Origin of the sequence: Streptomyces xantholiticus (genome assembly GCF_014651015.1) — a bacterium.
Classification (GTDB): Bacteria; Actinomycetota; Actinomycetes; order Streptomycetales; family Streptomycetaceae; genus Streptomyces; species Streptomyces xantholiticus.
The window spans coordinates 1-26,337 of sequence record NZ_BMWB01000025.1; the positions used below are offsets into that span (position 1 = coordinate 1).

Annotated in this window: 24 protein-coding genes and 5 pseudogenes; 15 read left to right on the forward strand and 14 right to left on the reverse strand. The window is 67.9% G+C overall.

Features of this window, described 5'->3' with window-relative positions:
• Window positions 1-41 precede the first annotated feature (41 nt).
• The 5 genes and pseudogenes from IE198_RS28325 to IE198_RS28340 form a co-directional block, all read right to left on the reverse strand.
• A complete protein-coding gene (locus tag IE198_RS28325; RefSeq protein WP_189891660.1) occupies window positions 42-380 on the reverse strand; it encodes a hypothetical protein in 339 nt (112 codons plus the stop codon).
• A 51-nt stretch (window positions 381-431) separates the two neighbouring features.
• Window positions 432-557 carry a hypothetical protein gene (locus tag IE198_RS36190; protein WP_268246506.1) on the reverse strand — a complete coding sequence of 42 codons (126 nt, stop codon included), beginning with the start codon at window positions 555-557 and terminating at the stop codon, window positions 432-434.
• Window positions 558-1,088: 531 nt separating this feature from the next.
• The gene (locus IE198_RS28330; RefSeq protein ID WP_189891662.1) at window positions 1,089-1,694 is read right to left on the reverse strand and encodes a DUF4232 domain-containing protein; all 606 of its coding nucleotides are present in this window, start codon (window positions 1,692-1,694) and stop codon (window positions 1,089-1,091) included.
• 274 nt (window positions 1,695-1,968) lie between these two features.
• A pseudogene (locus IE198_RS35635) lies at window positions 1,969-2,189 on the reverse strand (type I glyceraldehyde-3-phosphate dehydrogenase); the annotation flags it as partial.
• 570 nt (window positions 2,190-2,759) lie between these two features.
• The gene (locus IE198_RS28340) at window positions 2,760-2,945 is read right to left on the reverse strand and encodes a hypothetical protein (RefSeq protein ID WP_189891664.1); all 186 of its coding nucleotides are present in this window, start codon (window positions 2,943-2,945) and stop codon (window positions 2,760-2,762) included.
• Window positions 2,946-3,180: 235 nt separating this feature from the next.
• Between IE198_RS28340 and IE198_RS28345 the strand changes: the two genes are divergently transcribed.
• The 5 genes and pseudogenes from IE198_RS28345 to IE198_RS28365 all read left to right on the forward strand — a co-directional run.
• Window positions 3,181-5,484, forward strand: a complete 2,304-nt coding sequence (locus tag IE198_RS28345) for an NACHT domain-containing protein (RefSeq protein ID WP_189891666.1) — start codon at window positions 3,181-3,183, stop codon at window positions 5,482-5,484.
• A 114-nt stretch (window positions 5,485-5,598) separates the two neighbouring features.
• The gene (locus tag IE198_RS28350; protein WP_189891668.1) at window positions 5,599-6,048 is read left to right on the forward strand and encodes a hypothetical protein; all 450 of its coding nucleotides are present in this window, start codon (window positions 5,599-5,601) and stop codon (window positions 6,046-6,048) included.
• Window positions 6,045-6,782 (forward strand): hypothetical protein, encoded by a 738-nt coding sequence (locus tag IE198_RS28355; protein WP_189891670.1) that lies wholly within the window; start codon window positions 6,045-6,047, stop codon window positions 6,780-6,782. Before IE198_RS28350 ends, IE198_RS28355 begins: the two co-directional genes overlap by 4 nt.
• 81 nt (window positions 6,783-6,863) lie before the next feature.
• Complete coding sequence (locus IE198_RS28360; RefSeq protein ID WP_229834411.1) at window positions 6,864-7,700, forward strand: transporter substrate-binding domain-containing protein; 837 nt, start codon at window positions 6,864-6,866, stop codon at window positions 7,698-7,700.
• A 136-nt stretch (window positions 7,701-7,836) separates the two neighbouring features.
• Window positions 7,837-8,304: pseudogene (locus tag IE198_RS28365) on the forward strand (transposase); the annotation flags it as partial.
• Window positions 8,305-8,776: 472 nt separating this feature from the next.
• Here the strand turns inward: IE198_RS28365 and IE198_RS28375 are convergent.
• Together IE198_RS28375 and IE198_RS28380 are read right to left on the reverse strand one after the other, a co-directional pair.
• A complete protein-coding gene (locus IE198_RS28375) occupies window positions 8,777-8,938 on the reverse strand; it encodes a hypothetical protein (protein WP_189891674.1) in 162 nt (53 codons plus the stop codon).
• 1,422 nt (window positions 8,939-10,360) lie between these two features.
• The gene (locus tag IE198_RS28380; RefSeq protein WP_189891676.1) at window positions 10,361-10,786 is read right to left on the reverse strand and encodes a preQ(1) synthase; all 426 of its coding nucleotides are present in this window, start codon (window positions 10,784-10,786) and stop codon (window positions 10,361-10,363) included.
• A gap of 604 nt (window positions 10,787-11,390) precedes the next feature.
• Between IE198_RS28380 and IE198_RS28385 the strand changes: the two genes are divergently transcribed.
• The gene (locus IE198_RS28385) at window positions 11,391-11,570 is read left to right on the forward strand and encodes a hypothetical protein (protein WP_189891678.1); all 180 of its coding nucleotides are present in this window, start codon (window positions 11,391-11,393) and stop codon (window positions 11,568-11,570) included.
• Window position 11,571: 1 nt separating this feature from the next.
• On the opposite strand, the gene IE198_RS28390 is transcribed toward IE198_RS28385, so the two are convergent.
• A complete protein-coding gene (locus tag IE198_RS28390) occupies window positions 11,572-14,667 on the reverse strand; it encodes a trypsin-like peptidase domain-containing protein (RefSeq protein ID WP_189891680.1) in 3,096 nt (1,031 codons plus the stop codon).
• A complete protein-coding gene (locus IE198_RS28395; RefSeq protein ID WP_189891682.1) occupies window positions 14,664-15,014 on the reverse strand; it encodes a CU044_2847 family protein in 351 nt (116 codons plus the stop codon). The genes IE198_RS28390 and IE198_RS28395 overlap by 4 nt, the downstream gene beginning before the upstream one ends.
• A gap of 442 nt (window positions 15,015-15,456) precedes the next feature.
• Between IE198_RS28395 and IE198_RS28400 the strand changes: the two genes are divergently transcribed.
• Window positions 15,457-15,687, forward strand: a complete 231-nt coding sequence (locus tag IE198_RS28400) for a hypothetical protein (RefSeq protein WP_189891851.1) — start codon at window positions 15,457-15,459, stop codon at window positions 15,685-15,687.
• Window positions 15,688-15,716: 29 nt separating this feature from the next.
• Here the strand turns inward: IE198_RS28400 and IE198_RS28405 are convergent, their stop codons facing one another.
• Together IE198_RS28405 and IE198_RS35645 are read right to left on the reverse strand one after the other, a co-directional pair.
• Complete coding sequence (locus tag IE198_RS28405) at window positions 15,717-15,968, reverse strand: DUF5959 family protein (RefSeq protein ID WP_229834412.1); 252 nt, start codon at window positions 15,966-15,968, stop codon at window positions 15,717-15,719.
• 43 nt (window positions 15,969-16,011) lie between these two features.
• Window positions 16,012-16,225: pseudogene (locus IE198_RS35645) on the reverse strand (lamin tail domain-containing protein); the annotation flags it as partial.
• 556 nt (window positions 16,226-16,781) lie between these two features.
• Here IE198_RS35645 and IE198_RS28410 point away from each other — a divergent pair.
• Together IE198_RS28410 and IE198_RS28415 are read left to right on the forward strand one after the other, a co-directional pair.
• The gene (locus tag IE198_RS28410) at window positions 16,782-17,180 is read left to right on the forward strand and encodes a DUF3592 domain-containing protein (RefSeq protein ID WP_189891684.1); all 399 of its coding nucleotides are present in this window, start codon (window positions 16,782-16,784) and stop codon (window positions 17,178-17,180) included.
• 35 nt (window positions 17,181-17,215) lie between these two features.
• Window positions 17,216-17,719 (forward strand): transposase, encoded by a 504-nt coding sequence (locus IE198_RS28415; RefSeq protein ID WP_229834413.1) that lies wholly within the window; start codon window positions 17,216-17,218, stop codon window positions 17,717-17,719.
• 48 nt (window positions 17,720-17,767) lie between these two features.
• On the opposite strand, the gene IE198_RS28420 is transcribed toward IE198_RS28415, so the two are convergent.
• Entirely contained in the window at window positions 17,768-18,238 is a 471-nt protein-coding gene (locus IE198_RS28420; RefSeq protein WP_189891686.1) for a HEAT repeat domain-containing protein, read from the reverse strand.
• Window positions 18,239-19,008: 770 nt separating this feature from the next.
• Between IE198_RS28420 and IE198_RS28425 the strand changes: the two genes are divergently transcribed.
• Window positions 19,009-19,320, forward strand: a complete 312-nt coding sequence (locus tag IE198_RS28425; RefSeq protein WP_189891688.1) for a hypothetical protein — start codon at window positions 19,009-19,011, stop codon at window positions 19,318-19,320.
• A 195-nt stretch (window positions 19,321-19,515) separates the two neighbouring features.
• Here IE198_RS28425 and IE198_RS28430 read toward each other — a convergent pair.
• Window positions 19,516-19,881: pseudogene (locus IE198_RS28430) on the reverse strand (fic family toxin-antitoxin system, toxin component); the annotation flags it as partial.
• Between the two features lie 92 nt (window positions 19,882-19,973).
• Here IE198_RS28430 and IE198_RS28435 point away from each other — a divergent pair.
• On the forward strand, window positions 19,974-22,118 hold the full coding sequence (locus tag IE198_RS28435; protein WP_189891690.1) for a hypothetical protein: 2,145 nt from the start codon (window positions 19,974-19,976) through the stop codon (window positions 22,116-22,118).
• Between the two features lie 555 nt (window positions 22,119-22,673).
• Window positions 22,674-22,964, forward strand: a pseudogene (locus tag IE198_RS28440) (Tn3 family transposase); the annotation flags it as partial.
• Window positions 22,965-23,084: 120 nt separating this feature from the next.
• Here the strand turns inward: IE198_RS28440 and IE198_RS28445 are convergent.
• Window positions 23,085-23,975 (reverse strand): SDR family NAD(P)-dependent oxidoreductase, encoded by an 891-nt coding sequence (locus IE198_RS28445; RefSeq protein WP_189891694.1) that lies wholly within the window; start codon window positions 23,973-23,975, stop codon window positions 23,085-23,087.
• A gap of 83 nt (window positions 23,976-24,058) precedes the next feature.
• Here IE198_RS28445 and IE198_RS28450 point away from each other — a divergent pair, with 83 nt between their 5' ends.
• From IE198_RS28450 to IE198_RS28460, 3 genes are all read left to right on the forward strand, one after another.
• Window positions 24,059-24,511 (forward strand): MarR family winged helix-turn-helix transcriptional regulator, encoded by a 453-nt coding sequence (locus IE198_RS28450; protein WP_189891696.1) that lies wholly within the window; start codon window positions 24,059-24,061, stop codon window positions 24,509-24,511.
• A 431-nt stretch (window positions 24,512-24,942) separates the two neighbouring features.
• Window positions 24,943-25,581 carry an RNA polymerase sigma factor gene (locus IE198_RS28455; RefSeq protein ID WP_229834414.1) on the forward strand — a complete coding sequence of 213 codons (639 nt, stop codon included), beginning with the start codon at window positions 24,943-24,945 and terminating at the stop codon, window positions 25,579-25,581.
• Window positions 25,582-25,697: 116 nt separating this feature from the next.
• Window positions 25,698-26,282, forward strand: a complete 585-nt coding sequence (locus IE198_RS28460) for a hypothetical protein (RefSeq protein WP_189891699.1) — start codon at window positions 25,698-25,700, stop codon at window positions 26,280-26,282.
• Window positions 26,283-26,337 lie beyond the last annotated feature (55 nt).

A 26,337-nucleotide genomic window follows, 5' to 3' on the forward strand; every position in this document is an offset into this window, starting at 1 on the left:
CCTCCGTCACCGCATCCTCCTCCAATAAGGAGAACGCACCGTCACCACCGACTACGGAACAGAGCCGATCGTTTGACAGACCCTGGAGACTGGTGAGTGTCCTGCCACCGGTTCTGGAGGTCTCGCCAGCGGATGCCGTCGCCCGTGACCCGGCGGTCGTAGACGAGGGCGTTGTCGGGGTCCCCCATGATCTGAATGTCGTTGTCGAAGGAGGACAGGAAGCGGACGTCGGGCTTGGTGAGGAGGCGAAGATGACGTACTTCGGCCGCCGGTTGTCGGGGAGCCGGGTGGAGACCATGGAGAAGTGGGTAGACCCCCTCGGTCCCGGTCTCTCGCAACTCGACGGCCGCACCGCAGACGTGCGCGTTGATCGTGTCCACGGGGAGGCGCTGGGCCGGCTCTTCGAGGAGGACGTCTGCGGAGACCGCCCCTTAGAGGAACCGGGCGAACCTGGCGTCGCTGGCCTCGAATGCGCCCGGGTTCTCGAGGAGGTCCTCGGTCGACCAGTCCCCCGGGTTCCTGGTGATCTCCTCCCACGCGTTGACACGCGCCGGCACCGCTGGTGGCTTCAGCAGCCTGGCAGCCGGGTCCGGCCGCTGCCGGCCGCAACCGACGGCACAGCCGAGCAGCCGGACGCCCGCCCAGCTCCACCGCGATCGACCGCAGCCAGCCCGTCAGCTGGAGGCTGGAACGGCGGTGCCGCTCCGTCAGCCCGCCGACATGCTCGACGAACGTCCGGCGCGAACAGCTCTTCCGGTCGCAGAAGTATCTGCGCCCCGGAGCCGGACTATTCGCTTACCTGACCACCCGTCGGACAACCCGCTTCATGAAGGCGCGAGGCTAACGGCTGCTCATCCAGGGTCGGTTGGTGTGAGCGCGCTCGCGCCGTCGTGGTGAGGGGCAGGACAGCGAGAGCGGCGGCCGTCGCGGCCCGCATCAGGTTCTTGATCACGGACCGTTTTGTGGGCGGCGCAGCAGCATGTGTGACACGAGAGCTGCTCTCGTCTGAGCTGGTTCAAGGCGCTGTCCTTCGGCCCGCCCCCTATGCGCTCACGCTTCGGACGGCAGTCCTGCCCAGGGCGGAGTGATCAGTAGGTGAGTGCGTCCTCGGCGGTGCTGAAGAAGCTGGTGACCTGACCGTCGTTGACCGTGACGGGACCATCGTTGATCGGCACTGTCGTGGGGGTCTCGGAAGGGGTGAGCGCAACCTCCACCTTGTTGGCGCTCTTGCCTCCCGCGGTGTCGGCGCGCGAGAACATGATCCCGGCATAGGCGCTCTCGCCGGCCTTGAGGATCCAGTCCTTGCCGTCGGGTCCCACGTGCTCGGCGGCGCCGTCGAGCCCCGGAATCGTGATCACCAGCTCGTTTGCCGGCAGCAGACAGGGGTCGCTGCCCTTGTTCGTCGCGGTCAGCAAGGCGTGGTTGACGGGCTTGGACGCGACGGTGACGTTGTAGCCCAAGTCGGTCGTCTCGCACATGCCCACGCCTCCGTCCTGGCCGTCGTCGGACCCAGGCTGCGACGACGGCGGGGTGCTGCCACCGCTGTCGGAGGAGCCCCCGCTGGCGCTGCCACCGTCACCCGGGCCGGCCGTCGAGGGCCTGTCGGAGCCCTTGTCCGTACCGGGAGCGGACGGGTTCGCACTCGGAGCGGCCCTGTCCTGCTCGGCGTCGCCGTTGCATGCGGTCAGTGCCATGATGCCGAGCGAAAGAGCGGCTAGTACGGCGGTGGTACGGCGTGAACGAGCTGCATAAGCCATGAGAAGCCCCCGGGAGTCGGAATGTCCCGGTGATCGTGCCTCATGGGAGCGATGCTTCCGCCCGCTCACACCGAGCGGGAGCGGTTTTCGAACACGTTTGTGACACTGTGACAGCGACCATGGCGCAGCCAGGAATCACACGGGCCAACCAGGGCCTGTGTGATGTTGTGGTCAACCAGTGGCCTGCAGAAGGTCGTTGATGCTGGCGGGTGGCGAAGAGTTCGAGTGTGTCGATACGCGGTTCGAGAAGCCCCACTCGTTGTCGTACCAGGCGACCACCTTGACATGGCGGCCGTCAACGCGGGTGAGGGCCGAGTCGAAGATCGACGAGGCGGAATTGCCCGTGATGCCGGAGGACACGAGCGGGTCGTCCGCGTACTCGGGGATGCTGGCGAGCGGCGCCTCGGCTGCCGGGCGGTAGGCCGTCGGCACAAGTGCGCTCTTCGCGGCGCGCCGCCACACCGCAGCCACCCGACGCCGACCGCGGCCCCCGGCCACCGCACGCTGCCGCCGATCACGCCGGCGGCAGCGTGAGCGTGCACCCGGGAAGGTAGGCGAGGGCGGCGGAGGACACCACGTAGGCGGCCATCTCGATCTTTGTGCCCGTACGTGTCGATCACGTCGGTCTGCATCGGCTCGCCGGTCTACCTCTTGAGCAACAACTCTCCTCAGGCAACTGACAATCGGACGGGTGCGCACGAGCGCGGTCAGCCGCCGCGCGTTCCGTCCGAGCCGTCGGGGCGGACGCAATTTCGGCTTTCCGCTGGCGTGTGACGCCGCGGCCCGCGCCTCCTGAAGGGGGCGGCCCGTTCGGCAGGTCCGTTCAGAAGCTGAAACTCGTTGTTCTGAGTCGAGGACTTCGCCTGTGACCCCACGCCCGTGACCGCCGACGGCACCACAGTGAGGGCGGTGCGTCCGGTTTTGGTGTTACGGCGGAAGCGACCGGGTTTCACTGCCATCATGTCGAGCCATGGGTCGATGGATGCCGGGGTTTGCAGCAGGTCATTGCTTGCCCCAGAAGGCTCGGACCACCGCCGCCAGGGCGTGGATCACCTGGGACAGCGCCGTGAGCACGCGGGCTCGGCCCTGGGCGGAGGTGTCCCTCAATGCGATGTATGCGAGTAGCACCACTGTGATCGCCATGATCAGCCGGTCCGTCACCAGCGTCCAGTCTGTGATGCCGGTCATGTGTCGGCTCCCTTGTGTCAGAGGTGTGGTCCCGGCCGGTCGACCGGGCTGACGGCAGCGTCTCCGGCCTGACAGGGGGCGTCACGGAATCCGGAAGGAAGCGGAATAGGAGCACGAAAGTGCAGGTCGGATCAGTGCGCACACGGATTTTCCGGATGCTGCCCGGCACATGAAGGGGGGAGAGATGAAGAGACAGGGCGAACCCGGATGGGGACGGGAGTACCTACGGAGGGAGTTGCGCCGACTGCTGGATGAGTCGGGGCTGGGGCAGAAACAGGCCGTCACAAGGGCGAACAAGCTGCTGCCCGACAGTGTCCCGGAGCTGACTGTCAAGCGGGCCAGCGAACGTTTTGCGGGGGACCCCGGTTCCACCTTCCACCATGTGTGGGCGCTGGCCGAGGCCTTGCTCATCGCCTGCAACAAGCTCAAGCCCCGCCCCGCGGACCCCGGTAGGGGCGCGGTCACAGCCTTCGAGCTGGAGCGACTCCGCAGCTACGAGGAATTGCGTGCCCAATGGTGCTCCTGGTGGCACTGGCTGTGGGAACAGGCTCGCAGGGATCAGCCGCCGGGCACCGACCCACGTCTGTCCCCCTACCTGGTAGCTGCAGCGAGCTTCGCACGTATCCACCCGTACCCGGGGCTGGAGGATGCCCCCGATCCGTTGCCGCTGCCCGAGGGCTACGTGCCTCAACGGGCCCTCACCCTGCCCGTGCGGGATCAGACCGAGCTCGCATCACCGGGGCTCGCGCCGGCGCCGGCCACCACGGGTGTGGAGGTGTCCGCTCTCGACGTCTTCACGTCCGAGAGCCCCCTGAGCCTGCTCATCGGACCGCCGGGATGCGGCAAGTCGACCCTCCTGCGCATCCACGTCCTGGACGCCGCGGACGAGAGGACGGACGGCAAACGCAAGCGTGCCACCGCAGTTCCGGTCCTCGTCCCCGCCGTCAAGCTGACCGGATCGGAGCCGTTGCCTGAGGCCATGGCCGAAGCCGTCCATGAGTTGCTCGGGCAGTACCTGCCTCCGGATGTGTCCTTGACCGCGGACTTCTTCGAACAGTGCCCTGATCCGCAAGCCACCTGGCTCGTCTTGGTCGACGGCCTGGACGAGATCGCCGATCACGCAGCGCGCGCGAGCCTGCTGGATCGACTGGCCCAGGCGGCAAGAGGAACGCTGTACCGGATCGTCGTGGCCACCCGCCAGATTCCCCCCGGTGACGTCGCCACCTGGAAGACCGAGGCGACGCGCTTCGAACTTCAGCCCTTCTTTCCCGATGACCTGCGGTCATACGCGCAAGATCGGTTCCGGTCCCTGGGCAACCCGGACCATCACACTGAGCAATTCATCACCCTGATCGCGGAAGCCGGTCTGGATGAACTGGCCCGCGCTCCGCTCATGGCATCCATGTTGTGCCAGTTGTACGCGGTTGCCCCCGGCCGGCGTCTCCCCCAAGGACGCAGCAACGTATACGGCCGCTTTGTTGAAGAAATGTACCGGCGAAACGCCCACAAGCGCGTCGCCGACATCCAACGACAAGCCATCGAGGCGCTGGAAGCAAGTTTCCAGCACATCCCCGACAGGCAGGCTGTCAGAGCCGCTGCGGAGAGCACGTGCAACAACCTCCCCAAACTGATCAACTCCCTCGCGTGCCAGATGTTCTTCGAGGAGTTGACCCCCACACTCGACGCGGTGACCAGCCACCCCCTCGCCCGGCCGCCCGCCCCGGCGCGGAGGCCGGAATGGAACCAGTTCGTAGCCTGCCTACTCAATTCCACCGGCCTGCTGTCCGTCGAGAATGGGCAACTGGCCTTCCCGCACCGCACATTCCTTGAGTTCCATGCCGCCTGCTACGCCACCCGCGACAAGAAGGAAAGCGTTCGGGCGACACGTCGCCTGCTCAACAGGGGTTGGATGTCACTGCCCGGCACTTGGCCGTTCGGCCCCAGGGATTGGCGCATGACAGTCCGCGGGCACTCCCTGGACAGGCATCTGGGAGCAGACGAGGCATCCGCTCGTGAGCGCGAAGACATGTCCTACGCCGGCTTCGTGCTGGACCTCGCCAACGACAAGGGCGTCGCTGTCAAGAAGAGGCTTATGCGCGTCGCCAGGACGGGCGGCGCCAAAGGCGGCACCTTCATCGCCCTGCAGGCAGCGCTCGGCACCCGCATCTGCCCCGAGGCGGAGGCCGCCGCACGCGCCACGCTTGCCTACATGGCTCTCGGAGCTCACACGGAACCGGGCGCAGAGAGACTGCGGGCCGCCGAGACGCTGGTAAGACTCTGCGATGAACGCGGCCTGGAAGCCTTCACCGCCGTAGCGGACAACCCCAGCCTGCTCGTCACCCTGAACCCCGTGTATCTACCTCCCAGACCGGATATCCCGGGAACGGTCCCACCGCCCTATTCCCCGACAGAGAGAGCCGAGGCGCGCGAACGTACTCGCCGAGACACACTTGTCCACCTCGACGCCGTGATGCGCGACGCCACCCTTGGCGACGCCGCACGCCTGCAGGCGTCCCGCGCACGTGCGGCCATCAGCTGATCCGCTGCGCGGCGTACGCCGACAGGGCTGCCTCGGCCGTGGTTGTCGTTACATGAAGTGACCATTGCCGCACTCCGCGTTGTGTAGAGTTCAAGAAGGTTCTGAGGGGGTCCCATGTCCGAATTACTGACAGCCGCGGCTGTCATCGCGCCGTTCGTCAGCTCCGCCGCGACGTCCTTCGCCGGCGCCGTCGTCGACTCAGCGCAGAACAGGCTGGCGGACAGCGCCGTGGAGAGGGGGCGGGTGCTGCTTGGCAGAGTGCTGCGCAGAGGCGCCGACGACCCGCCGCGGACGGAACAGGACGCCGCCGCTGCCACAACCATCGCGGAACTCTCCCCGGACGACCGGGAGATCCTGGAAGGCGCGATCGGGGAATGGATGACCGACGGCGACGATCTGAGCGCCCGGTCCCTGCGGACGCAGATCGAAATCGCGCATCGCGAGTACCACGCGGGCGACCGGATCCAGGTGACGTCGCACGGCGACGGCTCGCCGACGATCGGAAAGCTGGACACGGCCAACTTCTACTTCAACCCCCGTCCGGACCAGGGCGGCGGTAGTTGAGGGCCGAGCCGCCGACACAGGGCGGAACCGTCACCTCCGGGGACAACTCACCGGCGATCGGCTTCGTCGGAAAGCTGTTCCTCAGCGTCTTCGTCGGTGATGTAGTCGAGTTCGCCGACAAAGCGAAAAGCTGGGGCGGCTGGAACTGGCCGCCGTTCCTGCTGGTCGTCTCGCTCGGCAGCTACGCCCTGATCAGCGCACCCGACGGGCCACTGCGCCAGTTCCTGTGGGTCTACCTCGCCATCGTCGCCGCTGTCGGCCTGGCACTCGTACGGCTGATCTCGCCCTCGGGCGAGAAGCGGGCCCGTCACTGGCGCGTCCTGATGTCGGCGACGGCGGTGATCTGCGCGGTCGCCGGCACGATCGGCATGGACCATCTCTCGGAACACGGCGAGATCGACGTCACGGGGCGGACCGGTATCACCGCCGGCACGGTCACGAACGGCTCCCGGCTGCGGCTCGTCGTCGACAGCCCCGCCGACCGCTCACGGCTGCGGCTGACGCTCACGATCCGCGACGCAGCCCGGTCGTCGCAGTTCTGCGCACCCGAAACCCGCTACTCCGCCCAGCTGCGGGGCAACGCGAGCACCCGCGTCGAGAACGTGGAGAGCGGGCGGACGATCGAGTTCCCGCTGGGCGGGCTGCAGGGCGAGATCGACGTGCGGATCACTCTGCTGACCGACGAGGGATGCCTGATGAACCTGTTCGTCGAAGACGCCGTACTTCACGACTGAGAGGACACTGTGGCTGCCACCTCAAAAACCAGGCGCTCGGCCCTCCGCCTGCCCGGCCGTGTGTTCGGGATTGCCGCCGCCGTGGCCTTGCTGGCGAACCTCGCCTCCTGCTCCTCCACGGAGCCGGAGCCGGAGTTCCTCGGCGCGAAGCGGATCACGGTCGCGATGCACAACGACCTGCCCGGTATCTCGTACTCCTTGAACTACGACCGTTCGGGACTGGACTTCCTCCTGCTCCAGAACGTCCAGGGGGAGCTCGACGTCGCGTTCAGCGATCCCGTCGACGTCTCCTCTGGCGACCGGGTCACCCAACTGCTTGAGCGCAAGGCCGACATGACGATCGCCTCGTTCTCCATCACCGCCGAGCGGATGGACCTGATCGACTTCGTGGGCCCCTATCTCAAGACCCGGCAGGGATTCCTCGTCGGCCCGGCGGGCGCCGACGTGCAGGAGCTGGAGGATCTGAGCGGCACCAGGATCTGCACCTGGCAGGGAACCACCTCGCAGGAGGCGCTGGACGGCATCAGGGATACGTCCGGGGCGGAGCCGGTCATCCTCACCGACGCGTCGGACTGCATCGAGCAGCTCCTCACCGGCCAGGTGATGGCCGTCTCGACCGACCAGGCCATCCTGTACGGCTTCGCCCGGCACTACGAGAAGGAGGGCCTGCGCGTGGTGCCGGACGTGACGATAGGAGCACCGCAGTACTACGGGATCGGGCTGCCGAAGGGGCATCCGGCGGATTGCCGCAAGCTCGAGGCGTGGCTCAAGAAGCACGTGGGCACCAGCACCTGGATCAGGGACGTCGAGACGTCTCTGCCCGCCCTCACCGAGGAGAACCGGGCCTGGATCAGCAGCCATAAGCCGAAACCCGAAGAGATCGAGGCACGGTCGTGCCGCGACAGCATCAGCCCCTGACCGCCGTGCCCCGCCCGGCGGCCCCGTACCCTGCCGGGCAGGCCGGGTACGGGGCGTCGGCGTCGGCGATTACTGAGGTTGAACTCGTGGAGTCGTAGGGGCTGACGGCTCGTCGCGCGTGCGGTATCACCGGGACATGCGGTATCCACAAGGGGGCGGGCTGACCGCTGAACGGCAGCAGTTCCGCGAGGAGTTACGACTCAAGGCGGCCGAGAGGTTCGCCAAGGGCGAGGCGAGCTCGGTAATCGCCAGGGACCTACGGGTCAGCGTCCGCTCGGTGCAGCGATGGCGGCAGATGTGGGACGAGGGCGGTCCGAGGGCTCTGCGGTCACAGGGGCCGGCGTCGCTGCCGAGGCTGAGCCAGAAGCGGTTCGCCCAGCTGGAGGCGGAGCTGGCCAAGGGACCGGCCGCGCACGGCTGGGAAGACCAACGCTGGACCCAGAGCCGTGTGAAGACGGTGATCGGCCGGCGCTTCCACCTGACCTACACGATCCAGGGCGTGCGCAAGCTCCTGGTGCGCAACGGCTGGTCCTGCCAGGTTCCGGCTCGACGCGCCATCGAGCGGGACGACGAGGCGGTGGCCGGGTGGGTCCTTGCGTCCGGCGGCGGGCCGACGGACCCGGATCTCGGTGCCGTCGACGATGCCGGTCGTCCCGCTCGCGCCGAGATGGTCGACGACCTCGGCCAGAGACCGCAGCCGCATGTCAGGACTGACGGTGCACCCCCGCTCGGCGAGCAAGGGCCGCACCTCACCGATGGCCCGGGTGATGGTTGAGCGGTCCACTCCGAACCAGCAGGCCAGTACGTCATGAGTGCCCCCTGACGAACATGGACGAGCGTGGCCAGGAGCCGGTCGAGGAAGACCAGCCGGTGCTTCACGCCGGCGCCCACGGCCCGCTTCCTCACGCGAGCGGCAAGCCTCGCCTGGTGACGCTCCTGCGACAAAGGGCCGACCTCATCGACGAGTTCAGCAATCACTCCGGCAGTCAGACCCGTGATCCGCCGATTGTTGATGATCACCACACGCGTCGAGTTCCCCACCACCTGACCATGATCAACCATCCAGACTCGACGTCTCACCCCTTACCGTGCACGAACTCGTTAGCCAGGCGCGGCGCGAACGGCACGACCATGGCGGCAATTTCGGTGATCAGGTCGGCACTGCTGCTGTGGTGCAGCACCGCGACGGCTTCGCTTATGTCGGAGAAAGCCCGCTTTCGGTCATCCGCCTCCGCCACCGCCGCTGGTGTTGTCTGCCCCGTAGTCCTGCTGTCGGCCCGGCTCCGAGCCTGGCCCCCATTCGCTGTACCAGACGAGCCACGCCCCTATGAGCAACACGGTGACTGTAGCGACCAGCGATATCCACGCTCCGGCTCCCATGCGTCGCAATTACCCACAACTGCTTGCCCTCAATGCAAGAGCCCGGGCGATCTGCCTCGGAGACGCAGGGCGGGCGGGCCTGTGGGGACCCGCGGGGCCCACAGGCCGCCCGACGGACAGTCGGCGGACGAGCGCCGGGTGGTGAGGTTCGAGTCATCGTCCTCGTGACGGAAAGCCACTCCGGCATGCAACGCCGCTGCAGGGACCGAACACTGGGACTGCTGCCTGGAATCCCTGCCGCCTCGACGGGCGCCCGCTGGCGCGCCGCAATCCCTGGAGTCGGCGGACTGCTTGCCCTGCGGCGGAATTAAGTTCGAGGGCGCCGATGAGGCAGTCGATTACCATCTCAGCCACATCTACGCCAAACTGCACGTACGGTCCCGAGTGGAACTCGCCAGTCGCCTCGCCGTCACCGGCGACTGATCAGCATTCCCGACGAACGACTCCTGGCGCTCGAAGCGTTCGTCGCCGTCGTTCGCGACTGCATCCACTGGGCTCCCCCTTGCCCAGTGCGGTGGGCAGGAGGTCGGCGAGGAGGCGTACGGCCACGGCGGCTGGTGACCGACAGGCCTGTCGAAGAGGTACGGGGCGGTGAAAGGCCGGCGATCAGGGCCTCGATATGCGGGCGTTCCAGGAGGAGGACGTCGCCACAGTTCTCGGCCTGTCGTGGACCCTTTGTCCTCGACCGGCAAGACAAGAGCCTGCCGGGAGGCAGTCAAGCCGCTCGCGGCACAAGGCTGGTGGTTGTTCATTGCGCGGCCCAGGGCGGTCGGCAGTTCTGCTCTTTCCCTGGCATCCAGTTGCGCACCTCGGCGTTAGCGAAGGCCCAGAGCCGCAGGCGTTCCTCTCCCTCCAGGAGGGGTCCACCCGGCGTTTTGACACGTCCCAGTTCCCGCAGGCTTCTTGGCGCTTACTCTGTAGCGAGCAGCGCGATGCGGGCGATGTCTGCGCCCGAGTCTCCTGGCTTGGTCATGCCAGAGGCTCAGCAGAAAGGCGGGCATGTTTGACCGCTCCCGCGGCCGCTCCGTGCACGTGCCGGTGGGGCACGTTCTGCTGGCCGGCGGCTTCCGGCACGACACGAACCGGGGCCAACTGGTCGCCATCTCGTTCGGCTACGGTCGAGCGGTCAGCGCCGGCTGGCCCCCCACCCGGGCCACGGACAAACTCGCGCCGGAGAGCCACGCCTCGGCCCGCCGCATCAGGTGGACCGTGGACCCCTACGGGAACTGGCTGGCCTTCGTCGATTCTTCTGAAGTCGGCGACGAGTGCACCGGATTGCTTCACGATGAGGAGGATGCCCGTGGGGTTCCTTCCGCATCCACTTCCAGGGAAAGTCCACCACGAGGCTGCTGGGTGACCTGGACGCGCACCGGCACGTCGACGACGGAAGCGAGGTCCTGAGCGACTTCTGCGGCGAGGTGTTCAGCAAATATGCCGCGATTGCGAAACCCGAAGAGGTACAGCTTGAGCGATTTATGCTCGATAGCACGCTCTCGAGGTCTGTAAGAAATGCGGATCGAATAGACGTCGGGCTGCTCGGTCATGGGGCACAACGCGGTCAATTCGTTCGAGACAAATGCGATCTCGTTGATTCCGGGAGCGCTGGCGATCGTCTCGATCGCCTCGGGCCCGATGGAGCCGCGCACCGGCCGGCCCAGCAAAGTAAGCCCCTCGGTGACCCTCGAGGTCGACGCCTCGTCGCTCATTCCTGTCCCCCTGAACTCGTCACCATGACACGGCGGATCTCGACCAGCATCCGGCGCCGACGTCTGCAATTGCCGACCGCCCCGGGCACTGCCCTACACCGGAGAGTCTCCGTCGTCGTCAGCACGCCTGGAGTCTAGTTGGGTGACCAGTTCCCAGCCAGGGCGCAGTGATGCGGGAACCGGCTTGGCGGGAGCGGCCGTGTATTCGCGAGCGAGCCCCCGTCCCTGCCCCAGTCCGGCGGCCCTCGCCCGACAGCCGCCTGTCCGATCGCCAAGCATAATTCGGGGCCCCTAGAGCCTTTGCTTCCGGGCCACTTGAGCGAACACTGCCGGCGAGCCCGCCACACCCTCTCCACGGCTATCGCGTGGAAGAGGAGTGGGAGAGGAGCCGCCGGCGAGCATCGCGTCGGGCGTCTCCCCTCGATTCCGAGCATGTGTCTGCGGCTGCCAGGCCCCCGGTGCGAATGAGCGCGCAGCGCTCGGTCCGGGTAGCCGCGGAGCGCGTGTCCGGCACAACATTCTCGGCAACAGGGTGCCCTGTTCGGGAGGCGGCGGCATGATGGTCCCGCGGTGAACCACTCTGGTCGCGGAGAGGAGCGGATCGATGACATCCACGCAGGACGACGGGCCGGACACCGAGGAGGCGGCAGAGCCGCCGGAGCCCGTACCCCACCGGGAGACAACGGCCATGGACGGCCGGATTCCGGCAGCCCTACTGGACTCGCTCGCGGGGGAACTCTCCTCGTACGCCTCCGACGGCGACGAAACCGCGGCCGACGCCTGACCTACGCCCAGCTATTGCCTCCGAGGCTGCTCTCCACCGCCGCGGCGGCTTCCTCGCCCCGGCGGTAGCCGATCTCCCGGGCCAGCTCGGAGGCTCGGCTGATCTCGTCCCAGGCGGCCTCCTCGTCGCTCACGTCCTGGTAGACACGGGCCAGGGCGATCCGGGCCTCCACCTCCGCGACCCGGTATCCGCCGTTGCCCGCCATCGCCAGCGCCTGGTCCGCGTCCCCACGTGCGCTCGCGGACCGGCCCGTGGCCGCGGCCAGGCGGCATCGCGCGAGCAGCGAACCGATCAACACGTCCCGGCGGGTGATGCCGCGCGCAATGGCGTGGGCCGCTTCGAAGTGGGTCCGGGCCCGCTGCAGCGCCTCCGTCTCGGCGGGGGTGCGCGGGTCACTGTCCGGACCGCCGCGGGGCGGACCCGCCTCGTCCAGCGCCAGGTCCCCCAGTCCGATCAGGCAGGCGGCCTCGTCGGCGGTCCAGCCGGCCCGTCGGCAGACGGTCAGATTGGCCTCCAGGGCCCGGCGTGCGGCCGCGGCCCGTCCGGTCGTGCGCAGATGTTCCGCGTAATGGATGCCGCTCCAGCTGTACAGGAGGGGGATCGGGGTGAACTCCCGAGCCAGGCGCAGCGCGGACGCGAAGGCTTCCTCCGCGGCGTCGTGGTCGCCCCGATAGTGGTGCAGCGTGCCGCTCAGGGTCTCGGCGACCAGTTCGTCCTCACGGTCACCCGCCCGCCGTGCAAGTTCGAAGGCACTCTCGATGGCCTCCTCCGCGCCAGCCAACTGTCCGAGAGCCAAGTGCAGTTCGACCCGGTTCTGGCAGCTGACCGCAGCCTGGTGGTAGCGGCCGAGACCGCGGAAGGCCGCCTCGGCCCGGCGCAGTATGACCACCGCGTCCCACAGGCGCCCCAGCATCTGGAGACCGGTGGCGACCTCGTGCAGGACCCAGCCGCGCATCTCCGGGTCACCGCCAGCCGTGAAGGGCTCGCGCCGGAAGTCGCCCCGCGGGAAGAAGTCGGTGAAGCAGGACAGGACCGTGTCGTACGCGCTGAGTTCACGGGTGATCAGGCCTCGATCGCCTGCGTACAGCTGGTCCGTGATGAGCAGATACGCCTCGGCGTACGCGCCGGAGCGGCACGCGTGATGGACGGCCTCGATCAGTGGATCGAGGCCGTCGAGTGTGGCAGGGGGGTCGGTGCGTGCGTCGGCGATGCGCATGTAGTAGCGCTTGGCCCACTCGTGGAGGCGGGTGTGGTCCACGCTGCTGCGCGCCGACTTGTAGTAGTAGTCGCGGATCAGGGGGTGGGTGCCGAGCCGGCCGCCCTGGTCGCGCCGCACCACCCGGGCGTCGACGAGATGAACCAGTGCGGCGGCATGGGCGACGGGCAGCGCCGAGCCGCACTGCACGTCCCCCTGCACGCCCTGCACGTCCTGGACGCTTTGCGCGTTCTGCGGGAGCACGGCCTCCAGAGCCTCCTCCCCCACCGGGGTGCGGAAGACGCTGAACCCGATGAGCAGTTCGCGCTCGTTCTCCGACAGCCACGCGTCGTACTCCCTCAGGATGCGCCGTACCAGCTCCCCGCGGGGCAGGGCCGGATCCGGTCGCGGCAAGGTGGCGACCCGGCGCACGTCACCTCCGTACCGCTTGACCAGATAGGCCGCGATCAGGCTGAGGGTGAGCGCGTGCCCGCCCCACTGGTGGGCCACCCGCTCGAGTGCCGCGTCGGAGCCGCGTACCCCCAGCGTCGCCAGGAGTTCACGGCCCGCCTGGGCGGTCAGCGAGGGGACGTCGATCTGCCGGTGGGTCACGAAGGAGATGAGGTCGACCACTGGTGCACGCGAGGTGATCAGGCAGAAGGACGGGTGGCCGGGTGTGGCGAAGAAGGTGAGGAAATCCCGCAGATCCGGGCTGAGTATGGCCCCGTAGTGGTCGCCGCGCTGCTCCTGTACGGCTTCGAGCCCGTCCAGCACGAAGATGTACGGCTGGGTGCTCAGCAGCGAGGCGATGATCTCGGCGCGGGCCCGTCCGTCGCCGCAGTCCTCGGAGGTGATCCGGCCGCCGCTGACGTAGTCGAGCGCGGCTTCCAGGAAGTCGTCTGCCCCGGAGCGTTCGGCGAAGGTCCACCAGAAGATGCGGGACGGCTGCGCGTCCTGGTCGGCGTCGACCCGGGCCGCTCTGCGCCGGCTTTCGAGCCACTGGCGGGCGATGGTGGTCTTGCCCTCGCCGCCGAAGCCGATCAGCCCGACGACCAAGGTCTCCGGGTCGTCCGCCACCCGGTCGGTCTCGGCGAGGAGCGCTTCACGCCCCACCCACTCGTTCAGCAAGGCGGGCGCGTCCTCCAGCCGGTGGGACCGCGGCAGCTGAACCCTGCGGAGTAGTTCGTCGTCCATCTGAGGCGGTTCCGCATGCTGCATCGGCAACGGGTCGGCCCGGATGACCAGCGAGAACGGCGGGAAGGTGACGAGGTGGGCGTTGACCGCCCAGGCGGTGTCGCGGTCCTCGGCCGCTCCCGACGAGCCCCATTTCTCGGAGACCATGCCGACGACCAGGTTGCGCACGCGGTCGAGCACCGGGGCTCCGCTCATGCCCTCGGCGATGCCCGCCGACCGGAGCTGGACGGGCTCCTTCAGCAGGGCGTGACCCTCCGGAGCCTCGATCTCGCCCATGATCGTCCCCTGGGCGAGGAGCCCTTGGTACTTGCCCAGCCTGCGGTACCCGTAGCCGATGAACTCGTTCCATGCAGATGCTGCGGCATCGCCGAGTACGGCCACTCGGCTGTTGGGGATCGGGGTCTCAGTCTTGAGGCAGACGATGTCGTCGTCGTTGTCCTGGCAATAGGCGACCACCCTGGCCCGGCGGGTGACGGCCTTCCAGTGGTCCACGGCCGGGAAGTGGATGTCGACCTCCGGAGGCTCGGACGCCCGTACGTCCAGCCCGCCCGCCTCCAGTACGTGGCGGCAGGTGACCACGAGCCCCCGGCTCGCGATGGCCACGCCGCTGCCCAACGTCTCCCCGCTGTCGGAGAGAGCGACCCTTACGGTAATGAGCCTTACATTCTGCAGTCTGACCTGGTATCCGGAGTTCGGCTCTCCCGTCATGGACTGTCCGCGCTCCAGGTGAGCCGCACCGTGAGCGCCGCGCCGACACCCGCCTTGGCGATCATCGCGCCGCTCTCGGCGTCCAACGTGATACCGAACTCGACCTCCACCTCGTCCGGCCGTCGCGGCAGCGTGCCGACTGCTGCATTGACCCGCTGTGCCATGGAACGGATGGTTCCCATGGCGGCGTTCACCGCGTCCTCCGAGCGGCGGAGCAGGTCGGCGGGACCGACCGCGACCTGCCTGATGCCGCGCCCCGGCGGGAATTCGACGAGTAACCGGCCGTCGTCCGGTGTGAGGTCGTCGCCGTCCGACTCGGTTGGCGCCGTGCCGTCCTGCCCAGTCATCAAGGCTCCCCCTGCTCCGGATCGGCCGATCGGCGATCCCCTGTCTGTTTTGCCCGCACCATGAAAGACTTCAACTCGTCGATCCCGCAGGAAAACTGGAATTTTGTCCGGCGCGGGGCCCCTTGTCCGAAGGGTCCGGCACTGGAGAGTTGGTTGTGTGACCCTCCCCACCATCGATCTGCGACCTTGGTTCGCCGAAGACCCCGTGGCCGTGCCCAGATCGCCCGGGTCGTCGACCGGGCCCTGCTCTCCGTGGACACGGGCCGGGTGGTGCTGCGGTCGAGGCGCGGCACCGAGATGCTTCGGCGTTTCCGGAGATTGGGGCTGGGGCCGCGCAGGCACCGGATGCGACCTCGCTGGACGGCGAGCTGGTCGTATGGGACGCCGCGGGTCGTCTCGCCTTCGAGCGGCGGGTCCCGACTGTCGGTGGTGTGATGGCTCCATGCGGCTTGAGCACTGTGTGACCAGGAACCACATCGGGGTGTGGAATGAACGCGTGCTGCCGCCGTTGCCGGAACGGATCACGTTCTGGCCGGTGCTGCGTGGCTCTTTCTTGCCGCTCCTGGTCTGGGCTGGCGTGACGTGCTTCGTGTACTTCGTCTACGACCCAGTTGCAGCCAGCAGCGGGAGCAATAGTCAAGACCTGTGGATCAAGCCCGTGGCAGCCCAATGAGCATGGCGATCTCGTTCGTCGGCCATGGTTCAGTCTTCGGTCATGGACCAGGTCTCCCAGACCAAGTCCAGGCGTCGGTACGCGTCGTCGAACCAGGCGTCGGCCAGTGGGACGGTGACCGTCACTGTCGTCAGGGACATGGAGTAGTCCTTGATCGTGATCTGGCACCGGTCGTCGTCTTCGTCGAGTTCGATGAACAGCCACGGGGCGCGTCTTCCCTCGCGCCAGGCGATGTCCTGGCCCGCGTCGAGCGAGTCCAGAGCCTGTTGCCACTGCCGCAAGTCCTCGGGAGAGATCCAGGTCTTGAGGGTGCCACGGACGAACGGCGTATCGAGTGATAGTCAGGTACCCGTCACGGGTGTTGCCCGTGCTGCAGTTGCTGGAATCACGGCACGGCGCGTCGTACTGGACGCCGCGAACCTTCGGAGGAGTATTCTGTGGCCTGGGCCGGACCGGCGGTCAGCGCGGCGAGTGCGCCGGCTGTGAGGACGGCGGCGATGGCGGCATGGGTGTACGCAAGATGTAGGTCCCACCTCAAGAGTGCTGATGAGCGGCAGAAGCCCAACACGAGCCGCTCGTTACGGTTTCAAGGTCCTACCCCGGACATCTACCGGCACGGTGTATCGCAGCCGGACGGGCGGGACTTCGAGGCGTTCCGTACGGGAGTCCGCAGGGAGACGGCGGGGAGACTCCCTCGAGGGACTGGCCAGAAGTGCGGTGGGTCGTACCGGACGTCGGCCGGTACAAGGGCAACAAGGGCAGGCCGGCCCCGGCCAACAGCGGAGGCCGGCGCACCGAACGAGCTCCGGCCGCGCCGGCCAGAGCCCTCCAAGGTGGCGAGCAGCGCGCAAGCAGCGGCACACCGTTACCCGGATCTTTCACCGCCTGGTCGAGGAGCGTGGGGCGGACGTCTCCTCCGGGATGGTTCCGCTACTACGTCGCCGGCCGGAAGCCGGAGATCCTGGCTGCGTCCGGCAAAACACCCTTGGAGCCTTTCGTTCCGCAGACCCCTCAGGCCGGTCTGGCGGCGGAAGTCGACTTCGGCGACGCGCCGTGCGACCGCTGCTGCCTACGCTCCCCCCACGGATGCCTTGGTGCTGACGGTCTTCCTCATCACGTCCACGGCCGTCGCCGGCTATCTTCTGCGTCGCGCATGGCGCTCCTGGTGTCTGATCCGGCGCGGGATACGGACCACTGGACGTGTCCTGTACGTCCGAGAGGACACGGACGGCGACGGGGACCCCAAGTACATCCCCGTGATCACCTTTCACAGGGCGGACGGTACGGAGTGCGAGGCCGAGCCGGCCGACGGAACCCCGAACAGCCGTCTGCTCTTCCCCGGACAGACATGGAACATCCGCCACCACCCGGCCTGGCCCTCGAAGATCTACATCGAACACTACGACTCGCCCGAGATGGAGATCATGCTCGGGCTCGTCGCCCTTCTTCTCCTAGTGGCCGCAGCGACCATCCTCGGGCACCTGCTGCTCTGAACCACTCCTCATCCCCGGAGACAAGCGGGGTTCACATGACCCGAAGTCTCAACCAGCTGGGCGCGTTCATCGACCAGCGGGATTACCGGTCGCGTACATCCCGGCCAGGGCACACCCCCGAACTACCCGCGCACGCAGGCGGAGACGACGTCTCGCTAAAGACGTTGGACGGCTCACTCTCCGTCGGCGGCAAACAGCTCCTGGACCACGTCGCCACCGCACATCCAAGCGTGGCCGAGGTGGCGGCCGATGGCGGCTCCCAGGGCACCGTCATCAACCACGGAGCGGGCCTGGGTATCGACGTGGAAGTCGTTGAGCGGCCCACCCGCTCGCGGTTCCAACCCCTGGCCAAAAGGTGGGTGATCGAGCGGACCTTCGGATGGTTGATGCAGCACCGCCGCCTGGCGCGCGACTACAAAGCTTTACCTCAGCGGTCTCAGGCAATGATCCACTGGGTCCTGGCTGACAAAATGAGCCGCGCGCTCACGGGAGAATCCACGCCAACCTGGCGAATCGAGAAGGGTGTCAACACGCCCTGAACACTGATCAGATGCCCTCTTGACGACCGAGCTGCCGAGTCCTGGGACCTAAGCCGTCTCTCCCTGGGCGGACTCCCGGCTCCAGCGCAGTTCGTGCACTGCCTCCGCCGCCTCCCTGCGTACCTCGGGGTGGGGGTGCTGGAGGAGCCGCTCCACGATCGGTAGCGCCGCCTGGTCGTGAGTCGAGCCGAGGATGGACAGGACGTAGCCCAGGAGCACGGGTTCGAAGCCATCCGCGCCGACAGCGAGCGGCTCCACCACCCGGTAGGGAAGCTCATAGTGCGTGGAGGCAGTGAAGACTGCGTGCAGCGCGGACTCCCTCACTGGGTAGCCCCTATCGGAGAGCGCGGCCATGACGAGGCGCTCTACGGCCCGCTCGGCGTCGCCTTGCGTCAGACGGCCCGTCTCCAGGACGTCGCTGACGACTTCGAGGCACAGGTCCCGGCGGTCCGCGTCGGAGCCGTTCAGCTCCTTCCAGGCCGATTCGATCAATGCCGTCAGGCCCTGGTATCCGTCCACGGCCAGAGCATACGGAGACGGTTGCCGCCTGGTCTCAGGGATAAATGAGCGGTCACGGCGCCGACACGGCTTGCGTTCCCTTGAGCACCGGTCGTCCGGCGCGGCAGAGGTCTTCTGCTTCGCGTACGGGTTGTGGGCCCAGTGGCCGGGCTGCGCGGTGTTGCGTCTGGCGCGGGTCCTGAGCAGGGGCCATCGGTTCTGTTTCTTGATCGCGCGTGGGCAGTCCCGGCTTACGGCGGGCTGGGAGGAGGAGGCTGCCTGCCGCCCGTTCAGCCTCGGTGAAGGATCGGATGAGCTTGGCGGTGGTCGCTCCGAGCTGGGACGGGATGCTGCAGCGGATGATGCGGACGCACTTCGGATAGGAGACGCGGTCGGCGTCCACGGCCGGGCGGGCGAGCGCCGCCGTGAGCGCGAACTGGCGGATTGCGTGGGGGACGGCGAGGTAGACGCACAGTTCCTGTCGTCATCGCCAAGCAGGGCGACTGGGCCCCACTCCAAGGTCCTCCCGCAGTATGGATGGGTCAGCGCTGTGGGCGCTTGGCACTTCAGCCGAACTCGCTTCTTCCGAGGCGGCCTCTCCAGGAACGGGGGATCCTCATCTGGGCGACGACTCCGCGTCAAGCGCGCGCCAGCAACATGCCACTACTGTCAACTGGCCCTGCACCGCAACCCTGGCGGGACGACGCCAGTCTCACTGGGTAGGCACAGCACCGTGTTGTGTTCTCGGCGTACGCGGCTTCGCCTCATGGACCGCCGCTCTGGGGGGATGGATGGGCTTCGACGAGAACGAGTCCCAAGCAGTGCGCGAGGAGCGCTTTGCGGCGGAGCGGGCCAGGCGCAGGGCTGAGCGCAGGTCGGCGTCGCTCGACCTGCGGGGCTCGCACGTCGGTGTGGGCATCGTGGCCGTCGTCCTGGCCCTTCTCGGCTGGTACGGCAAGCTCGTCGCGCTGGGCGTTGTCGGCGGGATCTTCCTGCTCTGGTTCGCTATCGCTCTCGTCTGGGTCCATGCCGACGGGGACCGAGGCGGGCATGCGATCCAGCGTGCCTACAGCGCCACCTTTGGCTGGGGCAACGGACTGTGACCTGGTCGATCCGGAGGCGACGGTGCTACGGACCGTGGGGGTCAGGTGGTGCAGGGCCGGGCACGCAGCAGGGCAGGGGAAGCTGAGGCGACTGGCGGAAGAGTGCCACCTGGCTCACCCCTGGAGTGCCGACCGCAGAGTCCAGCCAGCCGCCGGCTGCCCACCTGACCGGCCTGCTCCTGGGCGCGTCCATGCGGCGGTGGGCCAGCTGCGGAGCAGTGCGGCAATCCTGGCGGCGGTGCAGCCGGGATCGAGAAGGAGGCCGCGTAGAGCCATGACGTCGCGGCGCGCTGGTTTGACCGCGATGCCTGAGGCTTCGAGGTACATGACGCCGCTCGCGGCGGCGACGTCCATGTTGGAGCGCTCGAGCCATCGGTAGCGGCCGAGGGTGTGCACGAGGGCGGCGGCCTTGGCGTAGGCGCTGCCGTGGACGGGCTGCTCGAAGAATTCGGCGCGGTGGCGCGCGACGGCGGCGAGAGGTACACCGTAGTCGTCGGGGGCCGGATCGCCCGCTCCTGCGACTTCGGCGACCTGCAGGCCGCCCACGGCCTTGTCCTGGATACGCTGCCGGACCGCTCGCCGGGATCTACAACCCGGCCGGGCCGGGTCGGACAACTCTGGCAGGCTGAAGAGATGATTATGAAGAAGGTCTCGTGAGCGACGATGAGAAGTCCCGCCTCGGCGAGTTCAGCGCCCGGCTGAAGAGCGACGACATCGACGTCGTCTGCGGGGCTCTGGACGATTACCAGTCGGCACAGGCGGACACCAGGTGGGGTGTGGACAACCCTTACTGGCCGCTGGCCAACGAAGTGCGCTTCGCTGCCCGAGACCTCCTCGGGCAACCTCCGTCCGGCCACAGCCACGCGAGCGCTCTCACCATCATGTGGCATCTCGCCGAGGAGGAGGACGCGGACTTGATCGCGGATGCCCTCGAAGGCGCCCCGGACGCCGGGGTGCGGGAGGATGCGCTTCTCGCGGCCGGCACCGCCCTCGCGGAGGGTGAGGAGCCGAACCGGCGGCTGCTGGAGCTGATCGGTGCCATGGTGCTGGACGAGGGCCTCGATGTGCGGGATCGCAGGAAGGCCATGCACGCCCTGGACGATCTCGACCTGCCGGAGGTCGAAGACCTCATCGTCCGTCTCAGTGAGTCGTCCGAACTGGAACTCCAGTTGCACGCGGCGGGTTGTCTCGCGACGCCCCTACGGCTCCGCATCCACCGCGACCGCGTCAGGCGGCTCGTCAAGTCATGGCCGGAGGACGCGGGTTGGGAGGCCAAGCACATTCGCGAGGCGATCGAGGGCTTCCACAGCACCTACTGGAAAGACACCGAGCTGGACGATCCGGTACTCCGGAACGCCCATGACGAACTGAGGTTCCCGCTCAGCGACGAGGGATGCCTGCAAGCATTCGCCACCCTGCTCCGCAGCGAGGACCCGGTCGCCGTGGGCATCGCACTCGACCAATACGAGTCCTCGAAGGGGCTACGTCGCGTCCTGGAGGACGAGGAACGTGCCGAGGCATACCTGCCCGAGGTGCTGGCACGCGCTCGTGAGGTGCTCCGGCGGCCGATGTCTCCCGCCGAGGTGAGCGCCCTGAACATGATCGGGGCGCAGCACGCCGAGCCCGGCGACGCCGACCTCCTGCTGGACGTACTCGCGCGCCCGGACTCGGACGCGGTACGCGAGAGGGCCGTCTGGATGGCTTACGGCGTGCTCGACGAGGCCGAGGTGAAGGACGAGAGGCTCGTCGCCGCGCTGGGCGACCTGATCCTCGACCCGTCCGTCGGCTTCTACTTCACGAAGGAGAAGGCGATCCGCGTCCTGGCCGACAGCCTCGGCGCGGACGCGGACGGCATTCTCCTCCGGGCGCTCCGTGAGGGTGAGCCGAAGGTGCAGGCTCACGCGTCCTATTTCCTGGTCGGGACGGGAGGTCTGGATCGGCACCGTGCCATCCTGGAGGAGGTCGCCGAAAGCTGGGACGACCAGCCTCCGGCGCATCCCTGGGGCGAGGACCCCATGAAGCTGATTTTCGGCAAGCCGCACAGCGTCCACTGGGAGGGACACCGGCTGGCGGACCCGGACCTTTATCGCGCCCACAAGCGGCTGAGGGCGCCCACGGTGGACAAGTCGTATCACCAGGCGCTTCGCACGCTGCTCGAAAGCGACGACCAGGCGGCCGTGGGCATCGCCCTCGACCACTGGTGGAGTCCCGATGGCGCCGTGAAGCGGGGCGGCGAGGCAGCACGTGAACCGGAGAGGGCACTCGTCCTGGACCGGATCCGGGAGGTGCTGCGGCAGCCTCCCTCACCGGCCGAGCTCAGCCGCGAGTACGGGCCGGAGGCCAAGCACCTCACGGCACTGTCAGCGCTGGGCGTCGTGGCGGCGGAAGAGCCGTCCCTGCTGGCCGAGGTCGTGGAGGCCGCCGCGAGCGATCACGTCCGCGAGCGGGTTCTTTGTGCGGTGGAAGCGGTGTTCAAGGGCGCGGAGGAGGCCGACCCACGACTCGTCGAGGCGCTTGGGAATGTCGCCTGCGACGAGAACCTGCCGTTGAACGACCGCGTCAGGGCCCTGGAACTGCTGGACGAGTCCCCGGGGACCAACTCCGTGGACGCGCTCGTCCGGGCGACGCGCTGCCCCGAGGTAGAGGTTCAAGCCGCCGCGGCATGGGGGCTGATGTGGGAAGAGGTTGTCGAGGACCATCGCGCCATGCTTGAGGAGCTGAGTGCGAGCTGGCCCGTGGAGGACGCCCCGTGGGAGGTCACGCGAGTGCGGGACTTGCTCAACGCCGGTAAGGAGTGAGGCGGGCCGCGCGTGGCAGGTAGCGCATGGCGCGTGAAGCTCCTGGGCCGAATGAAATCTGCTGGTCGGACCGACTCCACACTGGCCACCCGGAGGCAGAGCTGTGACTGTCACGGCGAACACTGGCGATGACGGCTGGCTTGTGGGGCTGTCGCGGTAGAGCGCAGGCCCGTACGCTCCAGGCGTCCGGACGGGGAGGCCCCCACCCGGCGCCTGGCACGTTCACCTCATCCACTCGTACTCGTCGTCCTCCCCTCCGGCGTCACGGTCGTCGCCGTCGAGCAGGTTGTTCACCTCGTCCTCGGTGAGGAGTTCACGCGTCTCGTCCATGCCGTCATGATGCCGAGCCCGTCGTGCGGGCTGCGTCATCGGCCGCGCCGCGAGGAGTACACCGCCGCAAGCAGCGTGATCCGCATCGGGGAAACGGCGTATCTGACCACCCGAAAGCCACCCCTCGGCTACTTTTCCCCTGAGGCCAGAGGTAGGAGTCCGCGGCCGTCTCGGCCCACGACCGCGTGGAGGTGGACTGCGGCGGGCTGACCTGTCGAGGGTTGGAACGGGGCCAACGACGTGCTGTTCTTCGGCAAGAGCGGCGAGTTCGCCGGCAACCGCCGTGACGAGCAGGAACTGTCCATCCTCGCCCTGGTCTTCGTCAGTACCCTGATGATCCAGGACGTGCTCGCCGAGCCCGAGTGGGCCGGCGTGCTCACCGAGGAGGACCGCCGCACGCTCACCCCGCTGTTCTGGATGCACGTCCAGCCCTACGGCGAGGTGCCGCTGAACACGTCCAGCCGCCTTCAGCTCTCCGCCCCGACCCACTCGGAGCCGGGACCCGCCTCGGACTGACCGCCAGCGGCCAGTCCGAATCGTCACACTCAGCTACACGTCGGTTGGTTCACCATTCGTGGGCACGCCTCTCTGCGCGCCGGGCGGCGTGCTGAGCTGAGCCCGTTCCGGCTGGGCTGGTCACCGCGGCGCCTGCGCGAGGATCGCGGCGGTGCGGGCGTAGACCTGCTCACCGAAGGCGGGGTCCCGGGAGGCATCGGAGGACATGTCCAGCTCCGCAGCGCTGTAGTAGCCGCCGGTCGCGTCGTCCAATGCGGGGTCGCTGGCCAGTCGAATGCTGGTACGTGCGCCTTTCTCCGGGCTGGCCATGAACGCCTTCCCTACGATCCCGACCACCTTGAGGACGCCGCCGGCGTTGTGCCCGAACGCGGTTTTGACGCTGCCGGGATTCGCCGCGTTGACGGTGACCCCACTACCGGCGAGTTCCCTGGCGAGGGCGTAGGTATGGGCAAGGTTGACCAGCTTGGAGTCGCTGTACGCCTGGAGCTGGCTGTATTGATCGGGGTAAGTCCAGTCCTGCAGTTTCGGGTTCCCCCGCTTCTCCAGAATCGAGGACAGGTTGACCACGCGAGAAGGCCGTCCTGTCGCGGAGGCCCCGATGCGTAGGGTGTCCAACAGCTCCGAAGTGAGAGCTGCGACCGCCAGGTGGTTCACGGCCAGGGTCCGTTCCACCCCGTCGGGGGCCAGTGCGCGCTGCGAGAACGCCGCGCCTGCGTTGTTCACCAGCACGTGCAGACCCTTCGGGGTCACCTGCAGCACCTGCTCGACGAGACCCCGCACACCGGCCAGCGACCCGAGGTCACCCGACACCGGCACGAACCGTCCCCCGCTGCCCTTGAGCTCTCGGGCGACCGCGGCGGCCCGTGTCTGGTCGCGTGCATGGGCCAGGACGACCGCCCCGGCCTGGCCCAGGGCGGTTGCGGTTGTCCGACCGATCCCACTTGTCGTCCCCGTCACCAGGACGGTCCGCCCGTCCATCGGCCAGCTCCCTGTCGACTTCCGGCCAGCCATTACGGCCTCCTTCATGGATACTGAACCCCGACAGTACATTAATTGCTGAACATGTACAGCATTTTTCTCATGAGAGGTCGGGAATGGATCCAGCAGCTCGCTCAGAGGCTCACCAGCAGGCCGTGAACGGGGCGGCGCTCGCGGAGAGCCTCTTCGCGACGGCCCACAGGTTGCGACAGAGGGCCAGCAGGCAGCTGTTCAACGAGCAGGTCACCTATGAACGACTCCGGCTGCTGACGTTCCTCCGCGATGACGGTGACCTCACCATGAGCGAGATGAGTAGCCGACTCGGCGTGACTCCTCGGGCCGTGACCACCCTTGCGGTGTGCCTGGAGTCCGCAGGAATGCTGACCCGCCAAGTCCACCCCCGCGACAGGCGCTCGATCGTCCTGCACATCACCGACGCCGGGCGTGATGCCGCCGACCGCCTCTGGGACGCCCACCGCAACGCAATGGCCGCCGTTGTCGACAAGCTCACCGAGGATCAGAAGACCGCACTTCGGGACATCCTCGACTCCCTCGACACCGACCGCTGAGTCGCGGCAGGAGAGGAGCCCTCCGTCTCGGCCCCCGAGCCGGCCTGCCCGGCCCGTTCAGCACCTGACCCACCAGGACGAGCGGGGAGCCGGACCGCAGCCGGCCCGACTGGACCGACGACGAGCGAGCCGCCGGCACGCGCATCGGCGTCTCGGCGTCGCGCTGGGATGTGGTGGGTTCCACTCCCCCATGCCCGTCCACTACCGAGCTGTACATCGACAGCGGGGGCGCGCACGGCAGTTGACGTGATGAATGGCGTGATGCTGGGCTACACGGATCCTGGGGGCCGGCTCGGGACTTTGCTGAGGTGTCGGTAGACAGTGGGCGGGGTGACACCGATTCCGTAAGCGATCTGCTGCTCGGCATGCCGGCGGTGAGCTTTGTGACAGGGATCACAGCAACGGGCTTGGGTGGTCGGACAGGACGGGGTGTGGAGCTATCGTTGCGCGCTCGTGTGCGGGCCGGGGACTCGGCGGCATTCGGGCAGATCTTTGATGAACACGCCCAGGTGGTGTACAAGCACGCCGTGCACTGGACCGGCGATTGGGCCGCTGCCGAGGACGTGGTGTCACTGACGTTCTTGGAGGCCTGGCGGCTGAGGAAGAAACTGCGTCCGGGCGGAGAGATCCTGCGGCCTTGGTTGCTGGGGATCGCGACCAATGTTCTCCACAACACCGCCCGCGCCGCGCGCCGGCACCAGAGGGCGCTGACGCAGCTGCCTGCGCGCGAGGCAGTGCCCGATTTCGCGGAGGAGCTGGTGGGACGGCCGGCCGCCACCGAACAGCTGGCCGCGGCCAAAGCCGCGCTTGAGCGGTTACGGCCGGCGGAGCGGGAGGTGTTTGCCCTGTGCGTGTGGTCGGGCCTGGAGCGTGCGGCTGTGGCCGAGGCGCTGGAGGTGCCGGTTGGCACGGTCCGTTCCCGGCTGTCGCGGGCTCGCAGCCGGCTGCGGGAGCTGACCGAGCAGGAACTGGCCGGGGTTCCAAGCAATGTGCAACGCGAGCCTGGCAGCGGACAGATACCGGGTGACCGCACACCCGCGGTGGGGTCGATCCAGGAGAAGAACCGATGAATGCCAACCCGCAATCGCCACAGCGGTCGGAGCGAGGGGAACTGTCCCGGCTGCTGCCGGCACCGGCGGACCCGGATCTCTCTCGCGACCGCCACCTCTTGCTGAAGGAACACCTCATGAACCACGTGCAGGAAGACTCCCGTCTCACCGCGAGACGCCGGCGTCTCACGACGCGATTCGTTGTCCCGGTGGCGCTGGCGGCGGCCGTGGCCGGCGTCGCGGTGAGCATCGGTCAGACGCCTGGTGACACCGACACGGTCACCGTCGCGGCCGGGCCCGACCGGATCACGAACGTGGCCTACACCCTCGACCGGGAACCCCACAACATCGTGAAGCTCAGCATGCCGATCGAAACGTCGGGGATGAGCGTGCAGAGGGTGCTGTCCGATCCCGCCGGCCTGCAGCACGACCTGGACCGCATGGGAGTGAACGCCCGCGTCTACCGGGACGACCCCAGCTGCCCTGTCGCCCAGAAGGACCTCAACCGAGACAGGGAGGCCAACAAGGCCGCGGTAGGGAAGATCGGACGCGAGAACGACCGGCTGGTCACGACCATTCACCGGGACAAGATTCCCAACGGTTCCACCCTGGTCGTGGTCCTTCCCCCCACCGGAGGCAAGGGCCACGGACTGTTCGGCATAGACGTCCTCAAGGGGGAGCTCCCCTCCTGCTACCACGCCCAGAACGAGGAATTGCCCTAACCACCTTCGGCCCTTGCCTTGGCCGGTGAGCACAGACAAACCGCTCACCGGCCAA

Excerpts from the sequence above, each read along its gene's own strand:
- IE198_RS28330 (WP_189891662.1), bottom strand. The coding sequence starts at position 1,694 with ATGGCACTGACCGCATGCAACGGCGACGCCGAGCAGGACAGGGCCGCT.
- IE198_RS28340 (WP_189891664.1), bottom strand. The coding sequence starts at position 2,945 with ATGACCGGCATCACAGACTGGACGCTGGTGACGGACCGGCTGATCATG.
- IE198_RS28350 (WP_189891668.1), top strand. The coding sequence starts at position 5,599 with ATGTCCGAATTACTGACAGCCGCGGCTGTCATCGCGCCGTTCGTCAGC.
- IE198_RS28380 (WP_189891676.1), bottom strand. The coding sequence starts at position 10,786 with ATGAGCGACGAGGCGTCGACCTCGAGGGTCACCGAGGGGCTTACTTTG.
- IE198_RS28385 (WP_189891678.1), top strand. The coding sequence starts at position 11,391 with ATGACATCCACGCAGGACGACGGGCCGGACACCGAGGAGGCGGCAGAG.
- IE198_RS28390 (WP_189891680.1), bottom strand. The coding sequence starts at position 14,667 with ATGACGGGAGAGCCGAACTCCGGATACCAGGTCAGACTGCAGAATGTA.
- IE198_RS28395 (WP_189891682.1), bottom strand. The coding sequence starts at position 15,014 with ATGACTGGGCAGGACGGCACGGCGCCAACCGAGTCGGACGGCGACGAC.
- IE198_RS28400 (WP_189891851.1), top strand. The coding sequence starts at position 15,457 with ATGCGGCTTGAGCACTGTGTGACCAGGAACCACATCGGGGTGTGGAAT.
- IE198_RS28415 (WP_229834413.1), top strand. The coding sequence starts at position 17,216 with ATGACCCGAAGTCTCAACCAGCTGGGCGCGTTCATCGACCAGCGGGAT.
- IE198_RS28425 (WP_189891688.1), top strand. The coding sequence starts at position 19,009 with ATGGGCTTCGACGAGAACGAGTCCCAAGCAGTGCGCGAGGAGCGCTTT.
- IE198_RS28445 (WP_189891694.1), bottom strand. The coding sequence starts at position 23,975 with ATGGCTGGCCGGAAGTCGACAGGGAGCTGGCCGATGGACGGGCGGACC.
- IE198_RS28450 (WP_189891696.1), top strand. The coding sequence starts at position 24,059 with ATGGATCCAGCAGCTCGCTCAGAGGCTCACCAGCAGGCCGTGAACGGG.
- IE198_RS28460 (WP_189891699.1), top strand. The coding sequence starts at position 25,698 with ATGAACCACGTGCAGGAAGACTCCCGTCTCACCGCGAGACGCCGGCGT.